Annotated in this window: 25 protein-coding genes; 16 read left to right on the plus strand and 9 right to left on the minus strand. The window is 62.4% G+C overall.

From position 1 onward, the window contains the following. Position 1: 1 nt before the first annotated feature. From BW940_RS02895 to BW940_RS02905, 3 genes are all read right to left on the minus strand, one after another. A complete protein-coding gene (locus BW940_RS02895) occupies positions 2 to 787 on the minus strand; it encodes an SDR family oxidoreductase (protein ID WP_076607658.1) in 786 nt (261 codons plus the stop codon). A gap of 104 nt (positions 788 to 891) precedes the next feature. Beyond that, on the minus strand, positions 892 to 2,367 hold the full coding sequence (locus BW940_RS02900; protein ID WP_076607659.1) for a sodium:solute symporter family protein: 1,476 nt from the start codon (positions 2,365 to 2,367) through the stop codon (positions 892 to 894). Beyond that, on the minus strand, positions 2,364 to 2,639 hold the full coding sequence (locus BW940_RS02905) for a DUF3311 domain-containing protein (protein ID WP_076607660.1): 276 nt from the start codon (positions 2,637 to 2,639) through the stop codon (positions 2,364 to 2,366). Before BW940_RS02905 ends, BW940_RS02900 begins: the two co-directional genes overlap by 4 nt. 174 nt (positions 2,640 to 2,813) lie before the next feature. Between BW940_RS02905 and BW940_RS02910 the strand changes: the two genes are divergently transcribed. Next, the gene (locus BW940_RS02910; protein ID WP_076607661.1) at positions 2,814 to 3,689 is read left to right on the plus strand and encodes an ArsR/SmtB family transcription factor; all 876 of its coding nucleotides are present in this window, start codon (positions 2,814 to 2,816) and stop codon (positions 3,687 to 3,689) included. A 104-nt stretch (positions 3,690 to 3,793) separates the two neighbouring features. After that, the gene (gene dnaG, locus BW940_RS02915; RefSeq protein ID WP_076607662.1) at positions 3,794 to 5,188 is read left to right on the plus strand and encodes a DNA primase DnaG; all 1,395 of its coding nucleotides are present in this window, start codon (positions 3,794 to 3,796) and stop codon (positions 5,186 to 5,188) included. Between the two features lie 285 nt (positions 5,189 to 5,473). Here dnaG and BW940_RS02920 read toward each other — a convergent pair whose 3' ends face one another. Continuing rightward, positions 5,474 to 6,706 carry an orc1/cdc6 family replication initiation protein gene (locus tag BW940_RS02920; protein ID WP_076607663.1) on the minus strand — a complete coding sequence of 411 codons (1,233 nt, stop codon included), beginning with the start codon at positions 6,704 to 6,706 and terminating at the stop codon, positions 5,474 to 5,476. Between the two features lie 763 nt (positions 6,707 to 7,469). Next, entirely contained in the window at positions 7,470 to 8,816 is a 1,347-nt protein-coding gene (locus tag BW940_RS02930; RefSeq protein ID WP_076607665.1) for a DUF92 domain-containing protein, read from the minus strand. A gap of 233 nt (positions 8,817 to 9,049) precedes the next feature. Between BW940_RS02930 and BW940_RS02935 the strand changes: the two genes are divergently transcribed. Beyond that, positions 9,050 to 9,655, plus strand: a complete 606-nt coding sequence (locus BW940_RS02935) for an undecaprenyl diphosphate synthase family protein (RefSeq protein ID WP_076607666.1) — start codon at positions 9,050 to 9,052, stop codon at positions 9,653 to 9,655. 49 nt (positions 9,656 to 9,704) lie between these two features. Here BW940_RS02935 and uppS read toward each other — a convergent pair whose 3' ends face one another. Beyond that, the gene (gene uppS, locus BW940_RS02940; protein WP_076607667.1) at positions 9,705 to 10,661 is read right to left on the minus strand and encodes a polyprenyl diphosphate synthase; all 957 of its coding nucleotides are present in this window, start codon (positions 10,659 to 10,661) and stop codon (positions 9,705 to 9,707) included. Between the two features lie 128 nt (positions 10,662 to 10,789). On the opposite strand from uppS, the gene BW940_RS02945 reads away from it, so the two are divergent. From BW940_RS02945 to hemA, 3 genes are all read left to right on the plus strand, one after another. Then, entirely contained in the window at positions 10,790 to 11,194 is a 405-nt protein-coding gene (locus BW940_RS02945) for a DUF5778 family protein (protein ID WP_076607668.1), read from the plus strand. 333 nt (positions 11,195 to 11,527) lie between these two features. Further along, positions 11,528 to 12,184, plus strand: coding sequence for a precorrin-2 dehydrogenase/sirohydrochlorin ferrochelatase family protein (locus tag BW940_RS02950; protein ID WP_076607669.1), 657 nt, complete (start codon positions 11,528 to 11,530; stop codon positions 12,182 to 12,184). Beyond that, complete coding sequence (gene hemA / locus BW940_RS02955) at positions 12,181 to 13,527, plus strand: glutamyl-tRNA reductase (protein WP_076607670.1); 1,347 nt, start codon at positions 12,181 to 12,183, stop codon at positions 13,525 to 13,527. The genes BW940_RS02950 and hemA overlap by 4 nt, the downstream gene beginning before the upstream one ends. A 62-nt stretch (positions 13,528 to 13,589) precedes the next feature. Here hemA and BW940_RS02960 read toward each other — a convergent pair whose 3' ends face one another. Continuing rightward, positions 13,590 to 13,769 carry a hypothetical protein gene (locus tag BW940_RS02960; protein WP_076607671.1) on the minus strand — a complete coding sequence of 60 codons (180 nt, stop codon included), beginning with the start codon at positions 13,767 to 13,769 and terminating at the stop codon, positions 13,590 to 13,592. Positions 13,770 to 13,912: 143 nt separating this feature from the next. Between BW940_RS02960 and BW940_RS02965 the strand changes: the two genes are divergently transcribed. The 4 genes from BW940_RS02965 (at position 13,913) to BW940_RS02980 (ending at position 15,654) form a co-directional block, all read left to right on the plus strand. After that, positions 13,913 to 14,194 carry a 4a-hydroxytetrahydrobiopterin dehydratase gene (locus tag BW940_RS02965; RefSeq protein WP_076607672.1) on the plus strand — a complete coding sequence of 94 codons (282 nt, stop codon included), beginning with the start codon at positions 13,913 to 13,915 and terminating at the stop codon, positions 14,192 to 14,194. Between the two features lie 10 nt (positions 14,195 to 14,204). Continuing rightward, on the plus strand, positions 14,205 to 14,591 hold the full coding sequence (gene lwrS, locus BW940_RS02970; RefSeq protein ID WP_076607673.1) for an LWR-salt protein: 387 nt from the start codon (positions 14,205 to 14,207) through the stop codon (positions 14,589 to 14,591). A gap of 95 nt (positions 14,592 to 14,686) precedes the next feature. Continuing rightward, positions 14,687 to 15,316 (plus strand): HAD family hydrolase, encoded by a 630-nt coding sequence (locus tag BW940_RS02975; protein ID WP_076607674.1) that lies wholly within the window; start codon positions 14,687 to 14,689, stop codon positions 15,314 to 15,316. Positions 15,317 to 15,456: 140 nt separating this feature from the next. Continuing rightward, a complete protein-coding gene (locus BW940_RS02980) occupies positions 15,457 to 15,654 on the plus strand; it encodes a hypothetical protein (RefSeq protein WP_076607675.1) in 198 nt (65 codons plus the stop codon). Positions 15,655 to 15,779: 125 nt separating this feature from the next. Here BW940_RS02980 and BW940_RS02985 read toward each other — a convergent pair whose 3' ends face one another. Together BW940_RS02985 and BW940_RS02990 are read right to left on the minus strand one after the other, a co-directional pair. Further along, complete coding sequence (locus tag BW940_RS02985; RefSeq protein WP_076607676.1) at positions 15,780 to 16,433, minus strand: helix-turn-helix domain-containing protein; 654 nt, start codon at positions 16,431 to 16,433, stop codon at positions 15,780 to 15,782. Between the two features lie 100 nt (positions 16,434 to 16,533). Next, positions 16,534 to 18,447: a molybdopterin biosynthesis protein gene (locus BW940_RS02990; RefSeq protein ID WP_076607677.1), complete on the minus strand. Its 1,914-nt coding sequence runs from the start codon at positions 18,445 to 18,447 to the stop codon at positions 16,534 to 16,536. Between the two features lie 483 nt (positions 18,448 to 18,930). Here BW940_RS02990 and BW940_RS02995 point away from each other — a divergent pair, with 483 nt between their 5' ends. The 6 genes from BW940_RS02995 to BW940_RS03020 all read left to right on the plus strand — a co-directional run bounded on the left by BW940_RS02995 (position 18,931) and on the right by BW940_RS03020 (position 25,016). Continuing rightward, on the plus strand, positions 18,931 to 20,043 hold the full coding sequence (locus tag BW940_RS02995; RefSeq protein ID WP_076607724.1) for an acyltransferase: 1,113 nt from the start codon (positions 18,931 to 18,933) through the stop codon (positions 20,041 to 20,043). Between the two features lie 120 nt (positions 20,044 to 20,163). Continuing rightward, positions 20,164 to 21,642: an MATE family efflux transporter gene (locus tag BW940_RS03000; protein WP_173834834.1), complete on the plus strand. Its 1,479-nt coding sequence runs from the start codon at positions 20,164 to 20,166 to the stop codon at positions 21,640 to 21,642. Positions 21,643 to 21,753: 111 nt separating this feature from the next. Further along, positions 21,754 to 22,074 (plus strand): hypothetical protein, encoded by a 321-nt coding sequence (locus BW940_RS03005; RefSeq protein WP_076607679.1) that lies wholly within the window; start codon positions 21,754 to 21,756, stop codon positions 22,072 to 22,074. Between the two features lie 77 nt (positions 22,075 to 22,151). Continuing rightward, the gene (locus tag BW940_RS03010) at positions 22,152 to 23,279 is read left to right on the plus strand and encodes a serine hydrolase domain-containing protein (protein WP_076607680.1); all 1,128 of its coding nucleotides are present in this window, start codon (positions 22,152 to 22,154) and stop codon (positions 23,277 to 23,279) included. A 167-nt stretch (positions 23,280 to 23,446) separates the two neighbouring features. Continuing rightward, on the plus strand, positions 23,447 to 23,881 hold the full coding sequence (gene tnpA, locus BW940_RS03015) for an IS200/IS605 family transposase (RefSeq protein ID WP_076607681.1): 435 nt from the start codon (positions 23,447 to 23,449) through the stop codon (positions 23,879 to 23,881). A gap of 61 nt (positions 23,882 to 23,942) precedes the next feature. Further along, positions 23,943 to 25,016, plus strand: coding sequence for an RNA-guided endonuclease InsQ/TnpB family protein (locus tag BW940_RS03020; RefSeq protein WP_235847765.1), 1,074 nt, complete (start codon positions 23,943 to 23,945; stop codon positions 25,014 to 25,016). Positions 25,017 to 25,076: the final 60 nt, after the last annotated feature.

The raw sequence follows: 25,076 nt of genomic DNA on the forward strand, positions 1-25,076 counted from the left end.
GTTAGCTCCGCAACAGTCCGCCGTCGATGGGCACTTCGATGCCGTTGACGAAGCTCGCGCGCGGACTCGAGAGCACGGCGACGATATCGCCCAGTTCGCGGGGGTCGCCGATACGGTTCATCGGGATTTCGCTCGCGAGTTCCGTCAGCCCGTGCTCGTAGTCGTCGTAGACGCCGCGCTCGATGTTCGCTTCGATCAGTTCCTCGATTCGGGGCGTCTCGATCGTCCCCGGCAGAACCGCGTTGGCCCGGATCTCCGGGGCGAACTCCCGCGAAATCGTCTTTACGAGCCCAATCACGCCCCGACGAACCGAGTTCGACAACAGGAGGCCGTCGGCGACTTCTCTGACTGTTCGGGACGTAATACAGGTGACCGAGCCGTACGCCGACTCGAGGAGGTGCTCGTGGGCCTGTTCGATCGTCCAGACGACACTCATTACCAGCAGGTCGTAGGCCTGGTACCAGTCCTGTTCGTCGGTCTCCAGGAAGGTCGTACTCGGCGGCCCGCCCGAGGAGGTGACGAGGTGGTCGAGGCCGCCGAAGGCGTCGACCGTCTCGCTGACGAGGTGGGAGACCTCGTCCGGGTCCGTAAGGTCCGTCGGTGTCGCGCGGACCTCCCCCGTCGCCGTCTCGGCGAGTTCCTCACGAGCGTCCGCGAGTCGCTGCTCGTCGCGTCCACAGATCATCACGTTCGCGCCCTCCTCAGCTATGGCCTGTGCGCTCGCAAAGCCGAGGCCGCTCGAGGACGCCGTCACCAGTGCGCTGTTACCGTCGAGGTCGAGATCCATACTCGAAGGCCACGATGGGGAGGGACAAAGGCCCGGTGTCGAAGGCAAACGGCTCGCGGGCGAACGGTGTGGAACTTGCGTCCGGCGGCGGACACAGCCTGTACTCAGTCCGCGCCCAACCCCTCGAAGTAGATGGCGCGCCGTTCCTCGGCTGCGGGCGTCGTAACGAGCGAGACGACGACGGTGACGACGAGTCCGAGCCCCATGCCGACCATGCCGGCTGTCCAGCCGGCGTAGCTGCCGGGGACGACGGCGAGAAAGAGACTCGAGAGGTAGAACGCCTGACTGACGGCGATCCCGGCCGTAATCCCGGCTCGAGTCGTCTTGCGCCAGTAGAGGGCGATGAGCACGGGCAAGGCGAGCTGTGCGAAGCCGCTGAAGGCCGCATCGCCCAGTTCGAACAGCGTCGCCGGGTTGAACAGGCTCGCGCCGAACGCGGCGGTCGCAAAGACCACGACGCCGATCCGAGCCAGCAGATCCTCCCGTCGATCCGTGACGTCTCGTTCAATGAAGGGGCGATAGAGATCCCGGGTAAAGTACGACGAGCCCGAAAGCAACATTGAGTCCGAGGAGGACATCATCGCGGCCATCGCGCCGGCGATGACGAGCGCGGCGAACCAGATCGGGGTGTACTCGGCGAGGACGGCGGGGAGGACGTTTTCACCGGCCGGAATTGTGACCTCAAGGCCGCGTGCCCACACGCCGAGCATGAACGAGGGGACAAAGAGGAGGACACAGAGGATCGGCCAGAGCGCGAACGATCGCTTGAACACCGTCCGCGAGCCGGCAGTGAAAAATCGCTGGTTGACCTGCGGGAACATCGCCACGCCGAAGCCGATCGTGATCGCCGTCGAGAGCATCCACTGGGGCGTGTAGTACGCACTGCCGAGCGAGAGGAACGCGGCGGTTGCATCGTTTTCGGCGAGCGCCGACGTCGCCGCTCCCGGACCACCGACGGCAGCGAGCACCCACAGCAGCGCGACCCAGGTGGTGACGAGCATGAACACGCCCTGTAAGGTGTCCGTCCAGGCGATCCCACGCATGCCGGCGACGACGACGTAGAGGATCATGAACGCGGTTATCAATCCCGCACCCGCGGCGTAGGGGACGGCCCCCTCGGTCAGCGCCTGTAATGCGGTGCCGGCACCGACCTGCTGAAGCATGACGTACGGAAAGAGCCAGAGCAGACTGACGCCGGCAACGAGACCCCGAAGTCGCCGTGAGGCGAACCGATCGCCGAGCATCTCGCCGAGCGTGACGTAGCCGTACTCCCGGCCGAGCAGCCACTGCTTGTAGCCGATGACATACCAGAGGATCGCGAAGATGATCCCGTCCATCAGCCCCATCACGAGGATCCATTCGGGCCCCTGCTGGTAGGCGATGTTCGGCCCGGCAAAGAACGTAAACGCCGATAACAGCGTTGCAAACGTCGTAAACAGCAAAACGATCGTTCCGAACGTCCGGCTCGCGAGATAGAAATCCTCCGCCGTTCGGTCGGTGAGTCGGTAGGCAACCAGCCCGACTGCCAGCGCCAGAAGCAGGTAGCCAACGATGATCCCGAGCTGGAGTGTGAGACTCACGGTCGCTCACCCCCACTCGCCGAGCGCGGCGACCGATCCGGCCCGTGTTCGTCGCTCGAGTCCGTCGATTCGGTTTCGATGCCGATCCCCCATGCCCGCTGGGCGAACAGATGGAAGACGATCGCCGCGAGCCCCATCCAGCCGATGTGCCACCAGAGCCACAGCGGTAAGTCGGCGACGACCGTCGACGATCCCCAGAGAAACCACGGGACTGCGAGGCCACTGAGGACGACCGCGACCGTAATCCAGCCCACGAGTTCTAGACGACGCATATCCGGTTGTTGGGCCCGATGTTGGTAACCGTTTCCCTTCAACAGCGAGCATTGAAGAAAATTCGCCATCAGTTCAGCGATGGCGTCCAGTCCGGCGGTTTCCGTGGGTAAAATCGCTCTTTTAGGGAGGAAAAAACGTATAGGGGTCGGCAGGCGAGTGCAAGTCGAGTTGACATGGCCCGGCTGTTCCCGTTTCGGTCCGAGCCCGACCAGACCGAGGGCCACCCACGAATCGTCGACCTCGAGGGCGATGAGGCCGACGCGGTGTTCAGCGCCCTCTCGTCGACGACGGCCCGCCAAATCTACGCGCGACTCGAGGCTGAACCCGGGACGCCGAGTGATATCGCCGACGCGGTCGATTCGTCGATCCAGAACGTCCGTTATCACCTCGAGAACCTCGAGGATGCCGGACTCATCGAGGTCGTCGACACCTGGTACTCCTCGCGTGGCAACGAGATGAGCGTCTATGCGGCGACGGATGGGCCGTTGATCGTGACGAGTGACGAATCGACGGCGAGCCGGTTGCGCGAGGCGCTCTCGCGGTTTCTCGGTGGGATCGGGGTGCTTGGGGGCGGCAGCCTGCTGGTGCAGTACGGGCTCACGCGATGGGCCGAGTCGGCACTGGGCTCGTCGACGGGGACAGCCCCGACCGGAACGGACGACTCGAGTGAGACGAACGACGAAACTGGGACGGGCGAGACGGACGACGCAACTGGAACGGGCGAGACGGACGACACCAGCACGGACGACTCGAGCGGGGGTGAGACCGAGGACACGTCGGATGAGATCGGGATTCAGGACGTCGACGAAGACAGGCCCGTGGAGCACGACGACGCGGTAGCCGACGAACCACCGAGCGCTGACGGGAGCGAGTCCGTCGATCTCACAGCCGATGGAAACGAATCCGTCGAGGCCGCAGCTGACGGGGGTGTCGAAGCGGCCGAGGCGGTCTTCGCAGTGATCCCACCCGGGCTTCTCTTCTTTCTCGGTGGATTCGTTGTGTTGTCTACTGTCATGATCTACTGGTACTGGTACCGACCGGCGTACTGACCGGTCGAATTTTGCAGACAGGTCAACAGCTATTTCCCCGTCACGACCCAAAACCACATAAACCGTTGTGGTACCGTCTTTGCGGTGCCACAGGTCGATCTCCCATGGAAGACACCTCGAAATACCTTATTCACGCGGACGTTACGGCCGACGGGGTCGTCGAGCGCAGCGACGTCGTCGGTGCCATCTTCGGGCAGACCGAAGGCTTACTCGGTGACGAACTCGATCTCCGCGATCTCCGCCAGTCACAGAAAGTCGGGCGTATTGACGTCGAAATAACGAGCACCGGCGGCCAGTCACACGGCCACCTCACCATCGCAACCGGCCTCGACAAGGTCGAAACCGCAACACTTGCGGCCTCCCTCGAGACGATCAGCCGGGTCGGTCCCTGCCGGGCCGACCTCGAGGTCACCGAGATCGAAGACGTGCGGGCGGCAAAACGGAAAGCGGTCGTCGAACGCGCAAAGGAACTGCTCCGAACCGGGTTCGACGATAGCGTGATGAGCTCCGAAGAGATCCTCGCGGAGGTGCGCCAGCATGTCCGCGTCGAGGACATTACCGAATACGAAGGACTTCCAGCAGGCCCCCGTGTGACCGACAGCGACGCGATTATCGTCGTCGAGGGCCGCTCTGACGTGCTCACGCTTCTCAAATACGGCGTCAAAAACGCGATCGCTGTCGAGGGAACCAACGTCCCCGACGCAGTGGCCGAACTGACTCGCCACCGTACGGTCACCGCCTTTCTCGACGGCGACCGTGGCGGCGACCTCATTCTCGAAGAACTCTCGCAGGTCGGCGACATCGATTACGTCGCGTTCGCACCCTCGGGCACCTCCGTCGAGGACCTCGACCACCACCAGCTGTTTGGGGCCTTACGGAACAAAGTACCCTACGAGACGATCTCGGAGTTAAACGAGCCTCGAGAGGCCGTCGCCGCGACCGACGGTAGTGCAACGCCGGCACCGGAAGCGTCCGACATCGACCCCAACGACGCCGACAAACCACCCGATTCGACCGCCGAGACCGACACCGCGAGTCCAGTCCCACCGTCGCCCGACGTAAGCGTGACCGACTGTGCCGGTGTCGAAGACGGAACCAACGGGAACGCGACAACGACGACACAGCCGCCCACGACGTCGTCCGACCAGACAGCCGCCGAGACGACGTCGGCGGAGTCCACCGACCCGAAAACCGTCTACGATCACGCGACGGAGCTCATCCGAGGGCAGACCGGCCGCGTCCGCGCGCTCGATGCGGACGGCACCCGCCTCGATGAAGCCGATGCGAACGACGCGTACGACGTCCTCGAGTCGCTCGAGACGGCCCCGAAGACGATTATCCTCGACGAAATCCTCGAACAACAGCTGCTCGATCTGGCGGCCGACCGCGGCGTCGAGCGGATCATCGCTCGATCGCTCGGCCAGTTCACCAAACGGCCCACCGCCGTCCGTATTCATGCGATCGACGATATCGCCGAGGACGCACCCGAAACGGAGTGATACTGACTGCTGTCAGTCGGACCGACACTATCCGACCGATCGAACTCGGATACTCGATCTGCCACCCCCTACGTTTCCGACGTCCCCGCCGGACCCCATGTTTCCGACGTTGTTTCTCACCCCTCCCCCCGTGTTTCCGTCGTTTCCGCACACTGTTGGCTGACCTCATCGCTCATGATCTTGGAGATAACTCACGGCCAGCGGTATCATACCACACCCCACGTTTCCGTCGTCTAGTCGTCGCCGAAACACCATCGTTCGGTCCGTCAGCAAGGTGATCGACCGCTATTCGGCAGCCCAGTCTCGCATCCAGGAATCCTCGAGGATCGTTTCGCGGACGACGTGGGGGTCTTCGATGAGCCGGTTTTGAAGGTGGATGCCGCCAGCGCTCCCCTTGTTGATTTTTTCGATTTCGACGACGCCGAGAAACGCCTGTTCTTTCAAGATATCGCGGAAGCGACGGACTGAGAGAATATCCATCTCGAGATGTTCGCAGATTCGTTCGTACTGGTCGTAGACACGGCTCGTGAGGAACGCATCGTCGTCGGAGTTGACGCTGAGTTCGGTCAACGCGAGTAAGGCAGCTTTCGCCTGCGTGGGCGCGCCGTTGACGAGTTCGCGGAATCGGTCTTTTTCGGCGTGCTGTTGGGCCTGTCGGACGTGTTTTTCCTGGACTTTCGCAGCGCCGTCTTCGTAGGCGACCTCACCGGCATGGCGAAGGATATCGATGGCCTTCCGAGCGTCGCCGTGTTCTTGGGCGGCAAAGGCGGCGGACAGTGGAATCACGTCCTCGGAAAGGACGCCGTCGCGGAATGCGTCCTCCCGATTGGCCATGATCTCACGGAGTTGGTTCGCGTCGTACGGTTTGAAGAACAACTCCTTGTGCTGGAAGCTGCTTCGGACCCGTTCGTTTAGCTTATCGATATACTGGATCTTGTTACTGATCGCGATGATCCCGATGCTGCAGTCGATCTTGCCCGCTTCTTCGGCCCGCGAGAGTTTCATCAACACGCTGTCATCGTTCATCAGGTCGATCTCGTCGAGAATGATAATCACGGAATCGAACTGTGCATCGAGTGTTTTCCAGAGGAGTTTGTAATACTTCGACGTACTGAGACCGGTGTGTGGGACCGTGATGTCGGTGATCGATTCGTCGTTCAGTTTCGCCGCAAGCGAGGATACCGCCTGTGTCTCCGTGTTATCCTCTGCACAGTCGATGTACGCCGTTCCGATACTGACACCCGCCTCAGCCGCGTTTTGTGCGCGCTGGGAGACGTGTCTCGAGACCAGTGACTTTCCCGCACCGGTTTTCCCGTAGATCATGACGTTCTCCGGCGAATACCCGTGTACTGCGCCGTTCAGACGCTTCGCCAACTTCGCGATTTCCTCATCACGACCGACGATCCGGTCGGCCTCCGGAACGTGGCCGATTTTGAGGAGATCCTTGTTCGAGAAGATTCGGTGTCCGGAGTCAAAGAGTGGATCGTCGACGGAACTGGATGAGGAGTCGGGTGTCATCTAATATACGGTAGTGAGAGCGGTACGTGTATAAATTTGGTGAAGCTGGCCACCCCTCGTTTCCGACGTATCTTTGCCGAATTCGAATGGTATGAGGCATAGACACCGCAAGTAAGGTATTTGATAGAACATCCGTATTTCCGACGTCCGGCAACGAATGGGGAGACAGCGATGGAATGATGGCAAAGACCGGCTGACCCACACACCCCACGTTTCCGTCGTAACTCGGAGAGAGGGATGACTCCAGTTGAAAGAGTCGTTCGGAGAAATCGAACCGGAGAGATAATCGTTCCGAATGAGAGAGATAATCGTTCTATCCCCAGATACCAGGCGGAAACAGGACTGGTGTAGGTGAACACGAGACTGGTGGAAGTGAAAGCGGAGCTATCGTGTGAACGGTTAGTTCGACCGACAAAACGAACTACCGTTGTTTTGTCAGTACACGAAGTATGGCCAATGGAATATTCTCATTCACTCTACTTTAATCTATCCAATCTCGAGACGGTCAGGTTTCGAAGACCCTGAATGCATCACTCTCGAACCCTCGTTCTCGCCACGAAACGACGGAAACGCGGGGTGTGGGTGACACCGACGTTCGACACGCCCCCTCAACTGCGGCTCGATACGTCGGAAACGTGGGGTGGGTGTGTCGGCTCCATTTCGTCGGTTCCTGTCGCTCCGAGTCAGTCCGATCCGAACGTCGAATCCCGACTCTCGACTCGAGGCCGAACACCTGTCATGACTACCCGAACACCTGCCGCGGCTACCCGAACACGGCAAACGACAGGACAAGCAGTGCACAGACGATCGCGCCCGAGAGCGTCGCGAGGAAGTTGACACCCTGATTACCCAGTACACGTCCCTCGAGGGTCGCACCGAGGAGGCTGTCGACGGTCATCCCGACGATGCCGGCGGCGACGATGATCCCCGCGCCGATGGCGGTGACCTCCGGGAAAAGCACGTAAGAGATCCCTGCGACCACGGTCGCACCCACGATACCGGCGACTTCGCCCTGCCAGGTCACGCCGCCGTCGGTGCCGGGTTCGACGGGTTCTAAGGTCGTGATCAATCGAGGCGTGTCGAAGACGCTGCCGATCTCACTCGAGAGTGTGTCGCTCATGGCGGTCGAGACGGAGCCGGCGAAGGCAAACAGAAACAGGGTCGGGTCAGGATCACCGGGAAACAGAGTCGCCGAACTCGACGCATAACCAAGCACGGCGACAATCGCAACCGCAGCGTTGCCCAACACGTTACCGCTGCCGCGGGCACCGTTGTTGTCTTCGGCGACGCCGAGCGTCGTTTTCTGTTCGTAGCGAAACTTCGAGGAGAGCCCACCGATCGCGAAAAACGAGATGAGGACGACGAACCAGCCATACCCCCCGAGAACGATCGTCAGTAGGCCAAGCAGGATTCCAGTGAGCATCCCGGCGATCGAGGCCGTCTCGAGTGCATAGGAGGCATAGCCAAGCGCGATTGTGACGGCGAGTGCCGCGACGATCGCCAGCAGATTGTGGGTGGGCTCGAGTTCGGCAAGGAGCCAACACAGGAGCCCAACGGAAAGCATGACGATGGGATCGTCCTGAGACAGCAAGACGTCACGGAGCAACGCGGCGAGCAATGCCCCGCCCGCCCCGAGAAAGAGCATTACCGGTAGCGTCGACGTGACCGACTCGAGTGCGCCAGCGCCGTCAGTGAGCACGTGCGTAATGGCTTGCCCGGCGACGCCAGCGGTCGCTGCGACCAGACAGAAGGCGGTCACGATGACGACGTCGTGGTCCGTTCGACGGCGAGCGAGTTGCGCTGCGAGGTTGCCGTACCCGACGAGGAGGGCGGTCCCGACAAAGACTGTGATCGACATCGACGTCGTGACTGCGATCAGGCCCAGCGCGACGGCCGCGAGGACGAACGTAATAAGCCCGTAGAGACGACCGTCTTCGTAGTCGCTTGGATAGGCGAGGAGATCGAAGAGAGGGCCATCGGTTACGGCAAGCGCCCCAAGGATCACGACGGCTGCGATCGCGGCCCCAACCACGGGGCCACCGAGAGGGACGGCGAGTGTGAGCGTACAGACGACCGCAAAGACGCTCGCTCGCCGGACGGGTGCTGTCACGATATCGAGTCCTTTCTGTGGCGTTCACTTGAAGGTTCGTGAACCACGCTGCGGCCGTTCTCACCCGTCTCAACGGTGCTGCCTGGTGAACGGTGGGACTTGACAGGAAAGCGGTCTGTTTCGAACGACGGTACGTCCACAGTGGACAGTCGTCGGCAGATACCAGTGTTGATCGACCTCCTTGCAGCGACCAAATCCGTAACCCTATACCATCGGCCCGGAAACGCAAGCGCGTGGGACTGTACGAACGGTATCTCGCTCTTCGGATTCGTCGCCACGATGGCGACCCTCCCGAGCATATCGCGCTCGTGATCACCGAACGCGACCTCCTCGAGCGTGGCGCATACGAGACGCTAACGGACGTTTTCGACTGGGCGTTCGAGTACGCCGACCAGGTCACGGTCTACGTCAGCGTCCTCGATGCCGCGGCCGTTCCCGCGTTGCGACGCGAACTCGAGACGATCGACGCGCCCCGTGAGGTGGCTGTTCGCGGCCCGGACGATCGAACCCGTGCGGATGCACCGATCCGAATCGGGATCGGGCTCGGCGGCAAACACGAGTTTACCAGTGCCGTCCGGACGCTCGCCGAACGCGTCGAGGCGGGCGAACTCGAACCCGACGAGATCGACGACGAACAGGTCGAAGACCACCTCATTTTTCCGTCGGAACCTGATCTCGTTATCAAGACCGGGGCAGAGCGACTCTCCGATTTCATGATCTGGCAGTCGGTCTACTCGGAACTGTACTTCACCGACGTCAACTGGCGGGATTTCCGCAAACGTGATTTCTTGCGGGCGGTCAGGGAGTACTGTAATCGCTCCCGGCGATTCGGGCAGTAGCGTGGGCGGACAGCGGCCCCGTACGGACAGCTGTCCCGTACTATAATCGTTAGTCGGCGGTCTGCCCGCTCGAGTCGATCCCGTCGACCGATTCGCTGTCGGATCCTGCTAACTCCTCCGGCGTCGGCTGTTCGGCTGTCGGCAGCGAGTCTCGGAACCGTTCGACGATCGACCTGGCCTCGACGAGTTCGGTGTCACTGATCGCACCGAGCAAGGCAAGGCCACGCCGAGCGCGGGTCCGACGCCACGACTCCTCGCGGTGTTCGTAGGTCCGAATCCCGCGGAGGAAGTCGGTCTTCGAGAACTCCGGCCAGTAGGGTGTACAAAAGAAGACCGCGGCTTCATTGCCGTTTGCGTGCCACGGCAGAAAATTCGAGGTGCGCTCGTCGCCGCCGGTCCGAATAATGAGGTCGACGTCGCGAACCGGGCGGTCGTAGAGTCGGTTTTCGATCGTCTCGACGTCGATCTCGTCCGGGCTGATGTCGCCCGCGTCGACGTCGGCAGCGATCCCGTGGATCGCCTCGAGCAGCTGTGACCGGCCACCGTAGGCGAGCGCGATGTTGAGCACGAACTGGTCGTAGCTGCGTGTGCGTGCTTCGGCGTAGTCGACGGCGTCACGAACGCGCTCGGGAAGCTGTTCGACCTCACCGATCGCGCGGATGTGAACCTCGTTGTCGTGAACACGGTCGGCGTCGGCAAACTCCCGGAGTTTCTCACAGAGGAGGTCGAACAGCGCCTCGTTTTCTTCCTCCGGCCGGTCGAAGTTCTCCGTCGAGAACGCATACAGCGTCAACTCCTCGACGCCGATGTCCTGACACCACTCGAGGACGCGTTCGGTCGTCTTGGCTCCCGCTCGGTGACCGTCGTGAGCGTTCCCTCCCTTTCCACGGGCGTACCGACGGTTCCCGTCCTGGATCACTGCGACGTGGGTTGGTGCGCCGGAGATCTCTCGCGAAAGTACCCGCTCGTAGGCCGTATCGACACGCTGACGGAGCCACCGCTTCATTGTCCAGCTAGATGGTATGGTTACCTATGTGTTTTGTGTGGTACGGAGCGACACGAGACACCGTTCGTGACACGCGGCTGTCGCGGAAATCGTGACGGCTATCAGTCCGGGCGTCGTCGTCTCGGCCAATGCCAGACGCGATCGACGACGACCTCTATCAGCGGACCAAAGCATTACTCGAGCCCGGCGACATCGAACTCAACGGGGCCGTCGTGCATACGACGTACGACGGCAGTAAGGACGTCCAGATGATGCAGGCGACCATCGACGTCGGTGACATCATCGCCGAACACTCGGGCCACGATCCGAAAGACTGCTACGTCTACTCGGGTAACGACGACACCGACTTCTCCTCGAACCAACATCAGGGGTTGACACTCGAGGACGAGGCGTTCGTCTGGGAGTGCCAGCAGCTGCTCCGCGAGGGAAGCTTCGATATCGTCATCTACTACGAGGCAAGCGCCGACCACGAGGCGATCCTCGAGGATATTCAGGAACTCGGTTACGAGGTTACTGGCGTCAGAGGCGACTAAATACGGCCCGCTGAGAGTTTGTGGCTGGCCGATAGTTCACGCCCGACGGAGGTATTGCCGATCCACGTAGACGGGGTCCAAGTAGACGAATGTTTCTGGAGACGAGATTGCATCGGAATCACTGTTTGCGATGTGCGTTCGTATCATGAGATCGATAGCCGTGGCACACCATGTCCGGACTCCTTATAGTTGGCCAGTTCCGAGATTCACGTATAGTCGCGGACGTCGACCCGATGCAGCCGACGGACACCGAGACTGGTAGTCGGCTGGACGAGCGCGCTGACACCACCATCGAGTCTGCATCACTGCCGACGGCCAACCCCACAATCCAGCATGATTCCACTCGCACACGATTTCACTGGGACGACAGTGCTCGTCTTCGGCGGCGGCCCCGTCGGTGCCCGGAAGGCCCGGCGGTTCGCCCGCGAAGCCGACGTCCTTGTCGTCAGCCCCGTGTTCGCCGATGGCGATTTCGGTACTGCCGAGTTGATCCGGGCCGCTCCCGACCCTGCCGACGTCGACGACTGGCTCGAGCGAGCCGAGCCCGCGCTGGTCGTCGCCGCCACGGACGACGAAGCGGTCAACAACGCCGTCGCGGCCGCCGCTCGAGGCCGAGGGATCCTCCGCAATCGTGCGGACCGGGCGGGTGACCGAGAGCCCGGTAGCGTTGTCGTTCCCGCGACGGTCCGTGATGATCCCGTCATCGTCTCGATCGCGACCGGTGGGACGGCTCCGGCACTGAGCAAGTACCTCCGTCAGGAACTCGAGGAGACGCTTTCAGGAGCAGGGGCGATGGCAACGCTCTGTGGACAGCTCCGGACGGAACTCAAAGCACGAAACGTCGACCCGAGGCGACGACACGAGCTCGTCACCGGTGTCGTCAATTCTCCGGATGTTTGGACAGCTTTACGTACAGGTACTTCCAACTGTGCGCAAGTGATTGAGGACGTGTTGGATGCAGAACTGCCTGCTGGGGGTGACCGACAGTGATTCCAGCAGGAGTCGTAACTGGTGGGCGAGTAACTCACGAGACCGGTAGCGTCGATGATATCGCTGCGGTGACACCCGAGAGCCAGCGAATCGCCGTCGCCGACCTGCTGTCCGTCCCATCGGTCGAGGAGGCGTACGTACTCTCGACGTGTAACCGGGTCGAAGCCTACGTCGTCGCCACCGACAGCGTCGTCGGCCGGGCCGCACTCGACGAGTTTTTCGCACCCGTTAACGACGACGCCGTCGTCGTGGCCGACCACAACCAGAGTCTGCGCCACCTGCTTTCTGTTGCAGCCGGACTCGAGTCGGTCGTTCTGGGCGAAGACCAGATCATTGGACAGGTACGTACTGCCTATGAAGACGCCCGCAGCGCCGGCGGGATCGGAGAGATGCTCGAAGCCGCCGTGACGAAAGCGATTCACGTCGGCGAACGCGCCCGGACCGAGACTGAAATCAACGACGGCGTCGTCTCGCTTGGCTCTGCGGCGACGAGACTCGCCAGCGAAACCGTCTCGCTCGAGGGCGCGACCTCACTCGTCGTCGGCGCTGGCGAGATGGGACGACTCGCGGCACGGAGTCTCGCAGCCGCCGACGTGTCGGAACTCATTATCGCGAACCGGACGACCTCGCATGCCGAACACCTCGCCGAGGAACTCGACGTCGAGGCCAGTGGCGTTCCACTGGAGGCGCTCGACACCGTCGCCCGCAAATCGGACGTCGTCGTGACGGCGACCGGCAGCGAGGAGCCGATTCTCGGGCCACAACAGTTCGCGGTCGACGAAGAGGCCACGACTGACGCCACCGAACAGGTCGTCGTCGACCTCGGCCAGCCGCGTGACGTCGTTCCGGCTGCCGACTCGTTGTCGACTGTGACCGTCTACGATATGGACGATCTCGAAACGGTCACCGAGGAAACCAGAGCACAGCGTGCCGACGCGGCCCGCGAGGTCGAGTCGATGATCGACCACGAGTTCGAGTTGCTCTGTGAGCAGTACAAGCGAGCCCGCGCGGACGAGGTGATCGCCGCGATGTATGAATCCGCCGACCGGATAAAAAATCGTGAGCTCGAAACGGCCCTCTCACGCCTCGAGGGCGAGGAATTCTCCGACGAGCAGCGCCAGGTTATCGAGGCAATGGCCGACGCGTTGGTCAACCAACTGCTTGCACCGCCGACCCGAAGCCTGCGAGAAGCCGCAGCCGAGGACGATTGGAGCACGATCAACACCGCACTCCAGCTGTTCGATCCCGACTTCGGCGGCGACGACGGCCCGATCGCGCCGTCGATGAGCAGCGCTGGTTCGATGGCTACTGGGACCCAACTCGAGGCGACTGACGACGATTAACAGGGAGTAGCGGCGATTAACTGGAGACGAGCGGACGGTCGTTGGTCTTCGATCGGCGTCGCTCAGTGCCAGAGCTTGGTTGCGTTAACGATGTGTAGCTCGTCGTCGTCTTCGACTTCCCAGACCCGGAGAACGAGATGTGCCTTGCAGTAGTACTCGGTCGTTTTGATCCCCGTTTGCTCGTTTCGGAGGACGAGTTGACAGGTGCCGTCGTTCGAGCAGTCTGCAGACAGATCGCACATTACACTGCCAAAACCTACTCGACTCGCCGATAAGTCCCTGTCGGTGACTTCAAGTTCTGTAGTACTACCGAAAGTGAGTAACGGAGTCAGTGACGGCCCTGCGTGGCACAATCATTATTTGACTGCGTTCCGTCCTGGAGACTATGGCTGACCTGCTTTCCGATGACGAAATCGAAACGCAGCTTCCGGACGACTGGACGCGCGAGGGTGACGAGATCGTTCGAACCTACGAGTTCGACGACTACCTCCGCGGCGTCAACTTCGCCCAGATGGTCGGCGAGATTGCCGAGGCGCAGTTTCACCACCCCGAAATCGTGATCCGCTACGCCGAGGTCGAGATCCGGCTGACCTCCCACGAGGAAGGCGGGATCACCGACGCCGACATCGAGATGGCCGGCCTGATCGAATCCGAACGAGACGCCTGACGCTCGGCTGATGGAGGCCCAGTACGTCTTTCGTGCACAGGTCCGCCTCGAGGCCGATGACCCGTCGGTCTCGATCGAGCCGGCGACCGCCGAGACGAGCGTCACGTTCGCTCTCGAGGCCCCGGAGCCGGGGACCGAGGGCTGGCTGTTCTTCCGGGATACGCTCTGGCGGGGCGAACTCGGTGACGCGGCGTACGGTCGCCAACTCGCCGAGGAGTGGCTCGGCGACCCCGTCGAATCGGTCTCCTTTCGCGAACTGCAGGTCGATCAGGCGTACTTTGAGGCGCTGAAAGCCGAGATTGCGGCCGACCTCGAGACGTTCAACGCCGACCACGTCTCGGAGGTGCTCTCGAAGTATCTGGGCTCGAGTATCAGAGTCACCGACAAACGCGACTAGCGAGCAGTGCCGACGATCGACGGGTGCTTCGTGCAAAGACGGTAGTCCCCATAGGCGATACATCTTTACTCGAGACGACCGTACCGTACTCTCCGATGGACGGCGACTACGACTTCTGGCTGCTCGACCTCGACGGGACGCTCGTGGACGTCGAGTGGTCGTATACCCGTGAGGTGTTCGACCGGGTCGGTGACCGCCTCGGACGGGAGTTCACCGACCGCGAAGCCGACATCCTCTGGAGTGGCTTGACCGGCTCCCGTGATCGCCAGCTCCGCCAGTGGAACATCGACCCCCAGACGTTCTGGGATGCCTTCCACGAGGAAGAAGAGCCACTGGTGCGGGCCGAACAGACCTATCTGCACGACGATGCGGCCTTCGTCACCGACCTCGAGGTCCCAGTCGGGCTGGTCACACACTGCCAGGAGTTCCTCTGTGAGCCGGTGCTCGAACATCTCGATATCCAGGACTGGTTCGACGTCCGACTCTGCTGTACCGAACAGACCGGCTGGAAACCCGATCCGGAACCCGTCCAGTGTGTGATGGATGAACTCGGCGTCGGGCACAACGGTCATCAGGGCGTGCTCGCGGGCGATGGCTCGAACGATATCGGCGCGGCCTGGAACGCCGGACTCGACGCGATTCACGTCGAACGCGTCGGCCACGAGCGCCGTGGCCGGTGTGTGCGTGGCGATTACCGCGTCCAGTCGTTCGACGAGCTGTTCTGATGGATGCCGTTCGGTGTGTCTTCTGGTCCGTTTTAGTGACCTCCTCGGTAGATGATCGATGCCAGAACGAGCAGCAGACTCGAGTCAGTCGAGACCGAAACGAATTCATGAGTTCGGTCGGAGACTGAAGTAGAACTGCGATGAAGTACTGTCTCAACTGCGAGTGGCAGGCGAGCACTACCGACGAGTCATCCGATCGAACCCCATCACGAAAGGCGATCGACCACCACGTCAAAACGGGGCATTCAGTCGACTCGAGTGCCGGGGCCGTCCCGCCGACGATCCCCAATGGTTCCGATACGGCGCTCGTTCGCGAACTGTTTTCCTCGAGCGACTGAGGGACGCCCGCCACTCGACTCGCACAGCGCTGTTTCTTCATGCCGATTGTCAGTCAGTGCCGACACACTCACGACCCGTCGTGTGGGCGTGCCGGTAGCCAATGGCAACCAGCAGTCTCAGCCGGTCACTCGAGTGGGGGCTGTTCGCCGGCTGGCTGGAGTTCGTCGCCGACCAGCGTCTCGTAGGCGCGCCGGAATCGCTCCGAGAGCGCCTGATGGGAGATCCCCAGTTCATCGGCCAACTCCTCCATGGAGATGCCACGCGGGATCTCGAAGTAGCCGTGCTCGAGGGCGGCTTCGAGGGCTTCCTGTTGTTCGGGCGTTAGCCGCGTTTCGTTGTCCGTGACGCCGCTGACGTCGGTCACGCGGCGTAGATCGACGGATATCCCGGCCGCCTCGAGGCGGTCGTACGCATCACAGAGGGTATCCCGGTTGCGAAAGCGGACCCGAACCTGCCACCAGCCATCAGTGCCCCACATCTCGAGCAAGGAGCCGCCATCCGCGAGCAGTTCGTCGCGAAGACGGGCCGTCCCATCGGCGAAGTTCACATCGAACAGCAGTCGCGACTCGGTTTCGACGAGCAACTCGTACCCCTCGACTGACGGATCCGCATCGAACGCGGCGACAGCCGTCTCACGGTCGACGCCGGACACCCAGAGGGAGGGACGAGTCTTCGAGACGGAGGACTCGAGTTCGAACGTGGCCTCGGGTGCATACTCGAGTGCCGTCCCCAGTGTCGTCTCCGCCGCGGGTAGCCGGAATTCGGCGATCGTGGACATCACCAGTCGTACACCGTACTGGCGTAAAAATCACTGTTCTGGAGTGGCTGACTGTCTGGTTCGTTGAATTGACCCGCTCCATTGCCCACGTGGGCTCCGGTCAGTGCTCTGTGGGCGGTTCCTCGAGAGCGGCCGCGAGTTCACGGACGCTTGCTTTGGCCGTGCGGTCGGCGTTTGCGAACACGCACACCGGTTGCTCGCCGAGAGAGACGAAGCCGAGGTCGAGTCGCTCGGCAGTCGCACGCAGCCCCAACCCAGCGTCGGCGTCGCCGGCGATCACCTTCCGGGCGGGGCTCTCGTGGGCACGCAGTCCGAGGTCGAAGCCGTCGATCGCCGCGACAAGCTTCTGGCGGTCCGTGCCGCGATCGGCCGCGAGGTCGTCAATCGCGGCCTCGAGAGTCGAGCGAAGCCCCGAGTCGGTTGTCCGGTTGACGAATCGAAGGTCGCGATCGACCAGATCCGCCAGCCCCTCGAGTTCGTGGGGGTTGCCCGGCCGGACGACGAGCCCCCACTCGCGGCTCCAGCGGCCGAGTTCGTCGGCCTCGAGGTCACGGTCGATCGGTCCTGCGAGCACGGCGACGTCTGGGACGCCCTCACGGAGCCGACGCACGGCCGGCCGTGAGCCGACCGACAGATAGCGCGGGTTCTCCAGCCCATCGAGTAGCCGGTTCACCGTGGGGTCGTCCTCGCCGACGCCGAGCAGCGTCGGTGGCCGAACGTCCGGCGAGAACAGGTCGACGGTCACCGATTCACCGGCCTCGAGGTAGTCGGTCTCGGGGTCGACGGTGACGACGCCGTCGGCTTCGGCGAGGCTGGTCGTCGCGCCGCTGCCCTTGTCGACGGGGTAGACGAGCGTCTCGCCGTCGCCGTTTTGAACGAGTCCGACAGGCATGAGCCGAAGCCGTCCCTCACCGTACCGTTCGGACCTGGCCATCGTTCCGGGGACTGTCGCTGCCTTTGGCTCCGGAAGGCCGGCAGCTTCGCGGATCGCCGGCGCGACGAACGTTCGAAAGACCATCATCGCGGAGACGGGGTAGCCGGGGAGGCCGACGTAGGCCGACGAATCCAGCCGACCGACGAGCATCGGCTTGCCGGGCTTGACGCTGACGCCGTGGAGCAGCAGGTCGCCCTGTTCCTCGATGATCCGGTAGATGACGTCGACCGCGCTCGCGCTGGTCGAGCCCGACGAGAGCACGAGATCGCAGTCGTCGGCGGCCTCCCGAAGGATGCGCTCCATTTCGTCCTGGTCGTCGCCGGCGTGTGGGTAGAGGATGGCCTCGCCGCCGGCGTCCTCGACCCCTGCGGCGATCGTGTAGCTGTTCACGTCGTAGATCTCGCCTCGCTCGCTCTCGAGGGCCTCGCCCGGGCGTACCAGTTCGTCGCCCGTCGAGACGATCCCCACGCGTGGCTTTGCGCGGACAGGCACCTCGTCGACGCCGAGTGCGGAGAGCAGTCCGATATCCCGCGGCGTGATCGTCGTTCCGGGACCGAGCGCCCGCTCGCCCGCGGCGACGTCCGCGCCAGCGAACATGACGTTGTCGCCGGGAGCGACCGACGTGCGGATCAGCACCTCGTCGCCGTCGTCTCCCGTCTCGCTCGCGGCGTCGCCGTTCGCGCTGTCCGTCGAGCGTGGCTCGACGCGATCCGTCCGCTCGACGGGAACCATCGCATCCGCGCCCGACGGCATCACCGCACCCGTCGAGATTTCGACAGCCTGGCCGTCCTCGAGGTCGATCGTCGGCTCCTCACCGGCGTGGACCGCGCCGACGACCTCGAGCCGGGCTGGATCGGCCTCGTCGGCCCCAAACGTGTCCCGTGCCCGGAGTGCGTAGCCGTCCAGGCTCGCCCGGTCGAACCCCGGCACGTCGAGTTCGGCGTCGAGTCGAGCGACGAGCACCCGGCCGCGGGCATCCTCGAGCGAGACGCGGTCGATGCCGCCCTCGAGCGACAGCGAGTCGATCGCCTCGCGGGCTGCCTCGGGCGACGCCAGATCACGAAACTCCTTGCGGTTCATACCCGCAGTTGGTGGGCCGGGAATAAAAACGTCGGTCGAACGCAACGGGGGCTGGGACTCGGTCCTGGATCGTCACGACGGAGTCACGCGCGGATTTTAGGAACCGCCGAAGGGAGTGTCGTGACTGTTTGCCGTCTCACAACGAACCCGCCGGACTGAATTCGGGGACGACGGTGGCGATCGGCTCGACGTACCGAACGCGCGGATGTGCGGTTTGCACGCGGTACAACAGCGTCACAGGCGTCGCAGAAATCGTTGCAGTCGACGAAAGCGGGCGAGAAACGCGCTGTGGCGACGAAACGGCGTTACGTCGTCTATAGTAACTGCGCCGGGAGATCACGCGAAACGTATGCAAAACAGCGATCGACGGATGGCAACGACCGGCACCACCGTGTGCCGACACGCACCGAGGACAGCGGTACAGCCTTCGCCCGTGGTCGCTGGCGGGATTGCTGCACCGAAGAGACACGGATCGCTCGAGCGATGACTGGGCGAATCTACAGTATCGACTCGATGCGAATCGTTGCAATGGTGTTCGTCGTGGCGATTCATACGGATCCGTTCAGAGGGGTCGGCGTGTACGGCAACATGGCGAATTTCGTGATCGACTCCGCCGCGCGATTCGTCGTCCCGTTCTTTTTCATGACGGCCGGGTACTTTTTCGCCCGCAAGACGACTCGTCGCAACCTCACTGACTACTTCAGCAAACGGGCCACGACGATCGTCTCGCTCTATGCGTTCGGACTGGCACTCGCTGCGCCGGTGTTCCTCGCCGGAACAGTCCTGCGTACAGGGGCCGAAAACGGTGCTATCGTCCCCAGCAGTAGTCACAGACTGGCCGAGTTCATGTCGCCGTCAGCGCTCCTGTACTACGGAAATTCGATCTCCGAAATCCTGTGGTTCCTGCCGGCGCTGCTCTTTTCGTTCGCGTTCGTGTATGTATTCGTCAGGGAGGACAAGACGACATATCTGCTCCCGATTTCGCTCGGATTTCACATCGTCGGCCTCCTGGGGACGAGCTATACGATGTTCGTGGACGTTCCGTTCGAGGTCAGAGACGCGCTGTTCTTCGGGTTCTTCTACACCAGTCTCGGATACACTATTTCCGCGCGTGGCTGGCAGCCGACGGCGGCGCGGAGCCCGCTCTATCTTGGACTCACCCTTCTTTTCGGCGTGTTCCATCTGGGAGAACGATACGTACTGGGCTACGTCGTCGGCGGGGAGACGTTCGCCCAGGGAGTCTACACCTCGAGTTACACCATTGGAACCGCGCTGTTTACCCTCTCGTTGTTCGTCTGGCTCCTCTCGAGGCCGGCGCTCGGGTCGTCCTCGCCGGTGCCGTCGTGGGGAAACTACGCCGTCGGGATCTACGTCACCCACCCAGCCGTCTTGTACGTGCTACAACGGACCGCTGAGGCGCTGCATCTCGCTGGTTACGAGATTCGTGAGACGATCTGGTGGCATCTCGTATTGACGCCAGCGACCTTCTTCGGCGCGCTGTTCGTCTACATCGCGGTACAACGGGTCGGTGCCACCGAACTCGGAAAGACCACTCTCTCACGGTTGCGCTCGAGTCGCCATCGTGACCCGGAGTGAGAAACGAAAAATCGTGATATAATACCCGATGGCAGTACATTCCTTCAGAAACACCAGCGTTCTATCCCGAAGAACACGATAATATGAAGTCCTTTACTGCTGGATCGCAAACGAATTCCTGTGAGTTCTCGATGGCGTGACGTGCCGAATCCGTTTCGCTGGCTCCTGCTTTCGATCGGTGCCTTGCTCGCTCGAGTCGGCGTCATCGACCGGCAGCGCGTCGAACGGACGACCGACCTCGCGTGGCCCCGGATCGTCACGGGGATCGCTCGGATGTCCAAATCCGCGGCTGACGTCGCGATGGTCGGGATCGCCCTCGGACCGGCAGCGATCGCTGGCGTCGGCCTCGCGACGCCGTACTGGGGGCTCGCGTTCGGCATCGGCGGCGGCATCGCCGGCGCGACGATCGGGCTGGTCTCCCAGCGCTACACCGGCGGCACCCACGCGGCCCTCTCACGATCGGTGACGACGAGCGGTCTCGTCGTCCTCACGGTATTGCTTCCGCTTGCCGCGCTCTATTTGGCACTGCCCCAACAGTTGATCGCACTGGTCGGGAACGACGCCGACTCGATCACCTACGGCGCGCGCTATCTCGAGGTCGTCGCCCTTGGTATCCCGTTTGCGGGGCTGAACCTCATCGCCAGTCGAACCCTCGTCGGCGCTGACGACGCGTGGACGCCGATGATGCTTCGGGCCGGCGGGGCCGTCGTCAACGTGGGGCTCAACGCCGTGTTGATATTTGGGCTCGAACTCGGTGTCGTCGGCGCAGCGATCGGGACGGTCGTCGCGAACGTCCTTGTGCTGGCTGCGTTTTCGGTCGGTTTCACAGTCGGCCGACTCCCGCTGCTGGGCGCGTTTCCCGTCACGCTCAGCGTTTCACAGCTCCCGGCGACGGCCGGAGACGTCCGGAACGTGCTCTCGATCGGCGGGCCGCTCGTCTTTACGAACGTTGCCCGCCGGGCCGCACAGTTCCCAATGCTCGCAATCGTTGCGCTTTTCGGGCCGAACGTCCTCGCCGCCTACGTCGTTGCCCGCCGCGTCCGGGACCTGATGGACACCCCCGGCTGGGGCTTCTCGCTCGCCTCGAGCAGCCTCGTCGGACAGGAACTCGGAACGGGTGAGGAAGGACGTGCGGACACGTACGGCCGCGACGTGCTCTGGTTCGGAACGGGCGTCTACATCGTCAGCGCGGGGCTCGTCCTCGTCTTCGCCGAGCAGGTCGGTCGCCTCTTCGTCTCCGACCCGTCGATCCTGCCGCTCGTAACGACGTTCATCGCCGTCGCCTGCGTCAGCGTCGTCTTCCGTGGGATCAGCGGTGGCGCGACCGGCCCACTGCGCGCCAGCGGCGACACCCGCTGGCCGTTCTACGGGCAGGTCCTCGGCCTGTACGTCTTCGCCCTCCCCGTCGCCGCCCTCGGGGCCGTCTCGGCACCGATTCCAGTGCTCGAGGCCGTGACACCGCTGGGGATCGGTGCCCTTTACGCGGCGCTGATCCTCGAGACGCTCGTTCCCGCCGTCGTCACCTACTACCGGTTCACGACGGGCCACTGGAAGGTCATCAGTCGCGCGTATCGACCCGACTCCACGCCGGGCGACTGAGACGGACTGACAGTAACCCGTCTGAACCGCCACGTTCGGCCCGTTCGAACTGTTCGTGATAACCGTGAGGAGATAGATGTCTTTTTCACGTTGAGTTCCATACTGGTTGGTATGGCTACCCATGGCTTTCAGAACGGCAGTGGCGCGGGTGTTTCTCTTCCCGACGCTGTTCCGTTCGATCTTCCTCACCTCACTCGATTAAGCTGGGAACTCGGATCGCACGTGGTCGACGACGATGGCACTCTCCACAGCGAGTGGGAACAATCGGGCGGTTCCCGGTCGCTATCGATCTTCTGCGTCACGGACAACACCGTGATCATACGCATTCGCACCCCCGTTGGCCGGGAACGGTTTTACGGCGCTGCCCAACTCGACCTCGAGACGGCGCTTCCTCGCCTCAAGTCGACACCACACTGGCACCGCTGCGACTGAGCACGCTTCTGCACTCGGAGCTCGGATCCGCTGTCAGGAAGGGAACGATTACAACCCTCCCGCTTGAGTCGGATGGTATGACACGACTTGTCGAATCCGATCGCCAGCGAATCGCTGCCCTGTTCGATCGTCACCTCGAGGTGGGCCTCCATCACGGTGCACAGTTGAGCGTCTTCGTCGACGGCGAGCAGGTGCTCGACCTCGCGGGCGGGACGACCGGGCCGGACGGGGGCGAGGAAACGCCGACCCAGCGCCACGTCCTCTTTTCGTGTACGAAACCGTACACGGCCGTGACGCTGCACTCGCTCGTCGAGGAGGGGGCGCTCCAGTACGACGACCGTGTCGTCGAGCACTGGCCCGAGTTCGCCGACGAGGGCTCCGAAAAGGCCGAGATAACCGTTCGACAGGTGCTCAGCCATACCGCTGGCCTCCCACGGGGAGAGATCGACGACCGACCCGACCGCTGGAGTGACTGGACCGCCGTCGTTGACGCCCTCGAGTCGATGGACCCGGTCTCCCCGCCGGGTGAGGTCCCCGCCTACCACGCGCTGACGTTCGGCTGGCTGGTCGGCGAACTCGTCCGCCGGGTGTCGGGAACGCCGATCGAGCACGCGGCCCGCGAGCGCGTCTTCGAGCCGCTCGGGATGGACGACACTGGAATCGGCCTCCGCGAGGACGAGGACGACGACGTCGCGACGCTCGTCGCCTTCGAGCCGTTCGACCGCTGTCGCGACCCCGGTGAGGGGCTAGGTGATCACACCGCGGTCGCCGCGCCGTTCAATACCGAGGAGATTCACCGGGCTGTCATCCCCGCTGCAACCGGCATCGGGACCGCGACCGATATGGCGCGCTTCTACGCCTGTCTCGCCAACGGCGGCGAACTCGAGGGCACTCGCATCCTCTCGCCAGAGACCGTCGAAACGGTGACGCGACTCGAGGCCGAAACGGACGCTGACGGGACACTCGGGCGAGAGGCCCGGTTCTCGCTTGGCTTCTGGAAGGGTGGGACGACAGTCGCGCCGTATGGATCCCTGTCACCGACGCACGCGTTCGGACACGCCGGACTCGGCAGTAGCGTCGGGTGGGCCGATCCCGAGGAGAACGTCGGCTTTTCGTACGTGACAAACGGTGTCCGAGATGGCTCGTACGAACACGTCGCTCGAGTGAACGCGCTTGCGGATGCGGTTCGACTCGCGATACAGTAGCAGGCGAAATCCACGCCGCTGATACATAGTGCGAGCGCATACCCGCGTCTTCAGGCGCGGGTCGAGCGGTAGGCATAGTGCGTCCGAGATACGTTGCTACGAACGGCTGGATTTCCCACGCTATTCAGTATTTTTAAGATGATTACTCATCATAGTGTGTAGCACGGATGAAGACCACACGGCACGCGATCTACAACCTTAACTACCACATAGTGTGGTTACCAAAGTCTCGCAGAACCGATGATTCTGCGGACATCGCGGAACAGGGTTCCGCTCAGTACCGCAATTCGGTACTGGTAAACGAGGTCGAAGACCGTGTGCGGCGAATCCTGAACGAAATCGCCAATGAAAAAGGATTGGAGATTATCGATCTCACCGTCCAATCCGACCACGTTCACCTGTTCGTGAGTAGTCCCCCGAAGCACGCGCCGTCACTTCTCGCCAACTGGTTCAAAGGCATCAGTTCGCGGAAGTACAACCACCGCTACGCTGACCACGACGGCGAGAAAATCAAGTGGGCGCGCGGCTACTACGCGGGGACAGCAGGGCATGTCTCAAGCGAAACAGTCCAAGACTACATCCAGCGTCAACAGAACTCATGAGTTCTGTTTGGCACACGAGAAACGCGCCGCGTTTCTCGGGACGACACGAGGAGGGTGACACGTGACCGAACTCACTGAGACGCTGGAACTCAAGCTTGTGGAACCGAACGCGCACAAGCATCGAAAACTCTGTGAGACAAAACGAGCGTATCAAGACGCTCTCGAAGCCGCTTTCAACGCGAATTGTACCACTCAGACCGAAGCGAACGACGTGGTGGTCAACTACGACCTTTCAGGGTACGCGAAGAACGCCCTGAAGAAGTACGTCCCGCAACTCTGTGGCGGAAGCTACGACGCAAAAGAACTTCACGACGACCACCCTGTCCGGTTCACGAACGAAGGCCCGAAGCTTGACCACAAGCCGCAGAACGCCATCGAGTGGTACGTCAAAATCCCGCACCATGACGACTACAACCTATGGCTCCCCGCGCAACCGAATCCCGAACAGCGAAAGTGGCTGGAAGCGTTGCACGCGGGGGACGCGAAGATGGGCGAGTGTCGGCTGTTCGACCGGTGCGGTGAGTGGTACTTGCACGTCGTCGCAACAAGAGACGTGGAGGAACGAACTAGTTCGGCGTCCGAAACGCCGATCGGGGTAGACATCGGGGAAGCCTCTTTGGTAACGGTGTGTCACCGTGACGAGCGCGGCTCCCCGGCTACACCCAACCTTTGGAACGGCGAAGGTACGCGAGTTCGACAACTCCGTGAAACGTACTTCACGGCGACTCGACGCCTTCAGAAACGCGGAAGCGAACGTATCGCAGAGTCCTACGGGGACTCGCTTTGGCGACAGATTGACGATATTCTCCACACGGTTACGTCGGAGGTGGTCGCCTATGCCGATCAATTCGAGAATCCTGTACTGGTCCTCGAAGACTTGACGCACATCCGCGAGAACATGGACTACGGCGCGTTCATGAACCGGAGACTCCACGGGTGGGGTTTCGGAAAGATGCACGCCCAACTCCGCTACAAGGCGGCTGAGAAAGGGATTCGTGTGGAGACGGTGAACCCCGCGTACACCTCAAAGACATGCCACTGTTGCGGGGAGCAGGGATACCGCCCTGACCAAGCGACGTTCAAGTGTTCCAACTCAGAGTCTCAGCTTTGCACGCTAGCCTCGGCTGTTGAGTGAACGAAGAGATGGTCGATCTCGGTCATGAGGTCATCAATACCGCGGTCATCGTTGTCTCGA

Source organism: Natronorubrum thiooxidans (genome assembly GCF_900156475.1).
Classification (GTDB): Archaea; Halobacteriota; Halobacteria; order Halobacteriales; family Natrialbaceae; genus Natronorubrum; species Natronorubrum thiooxidans.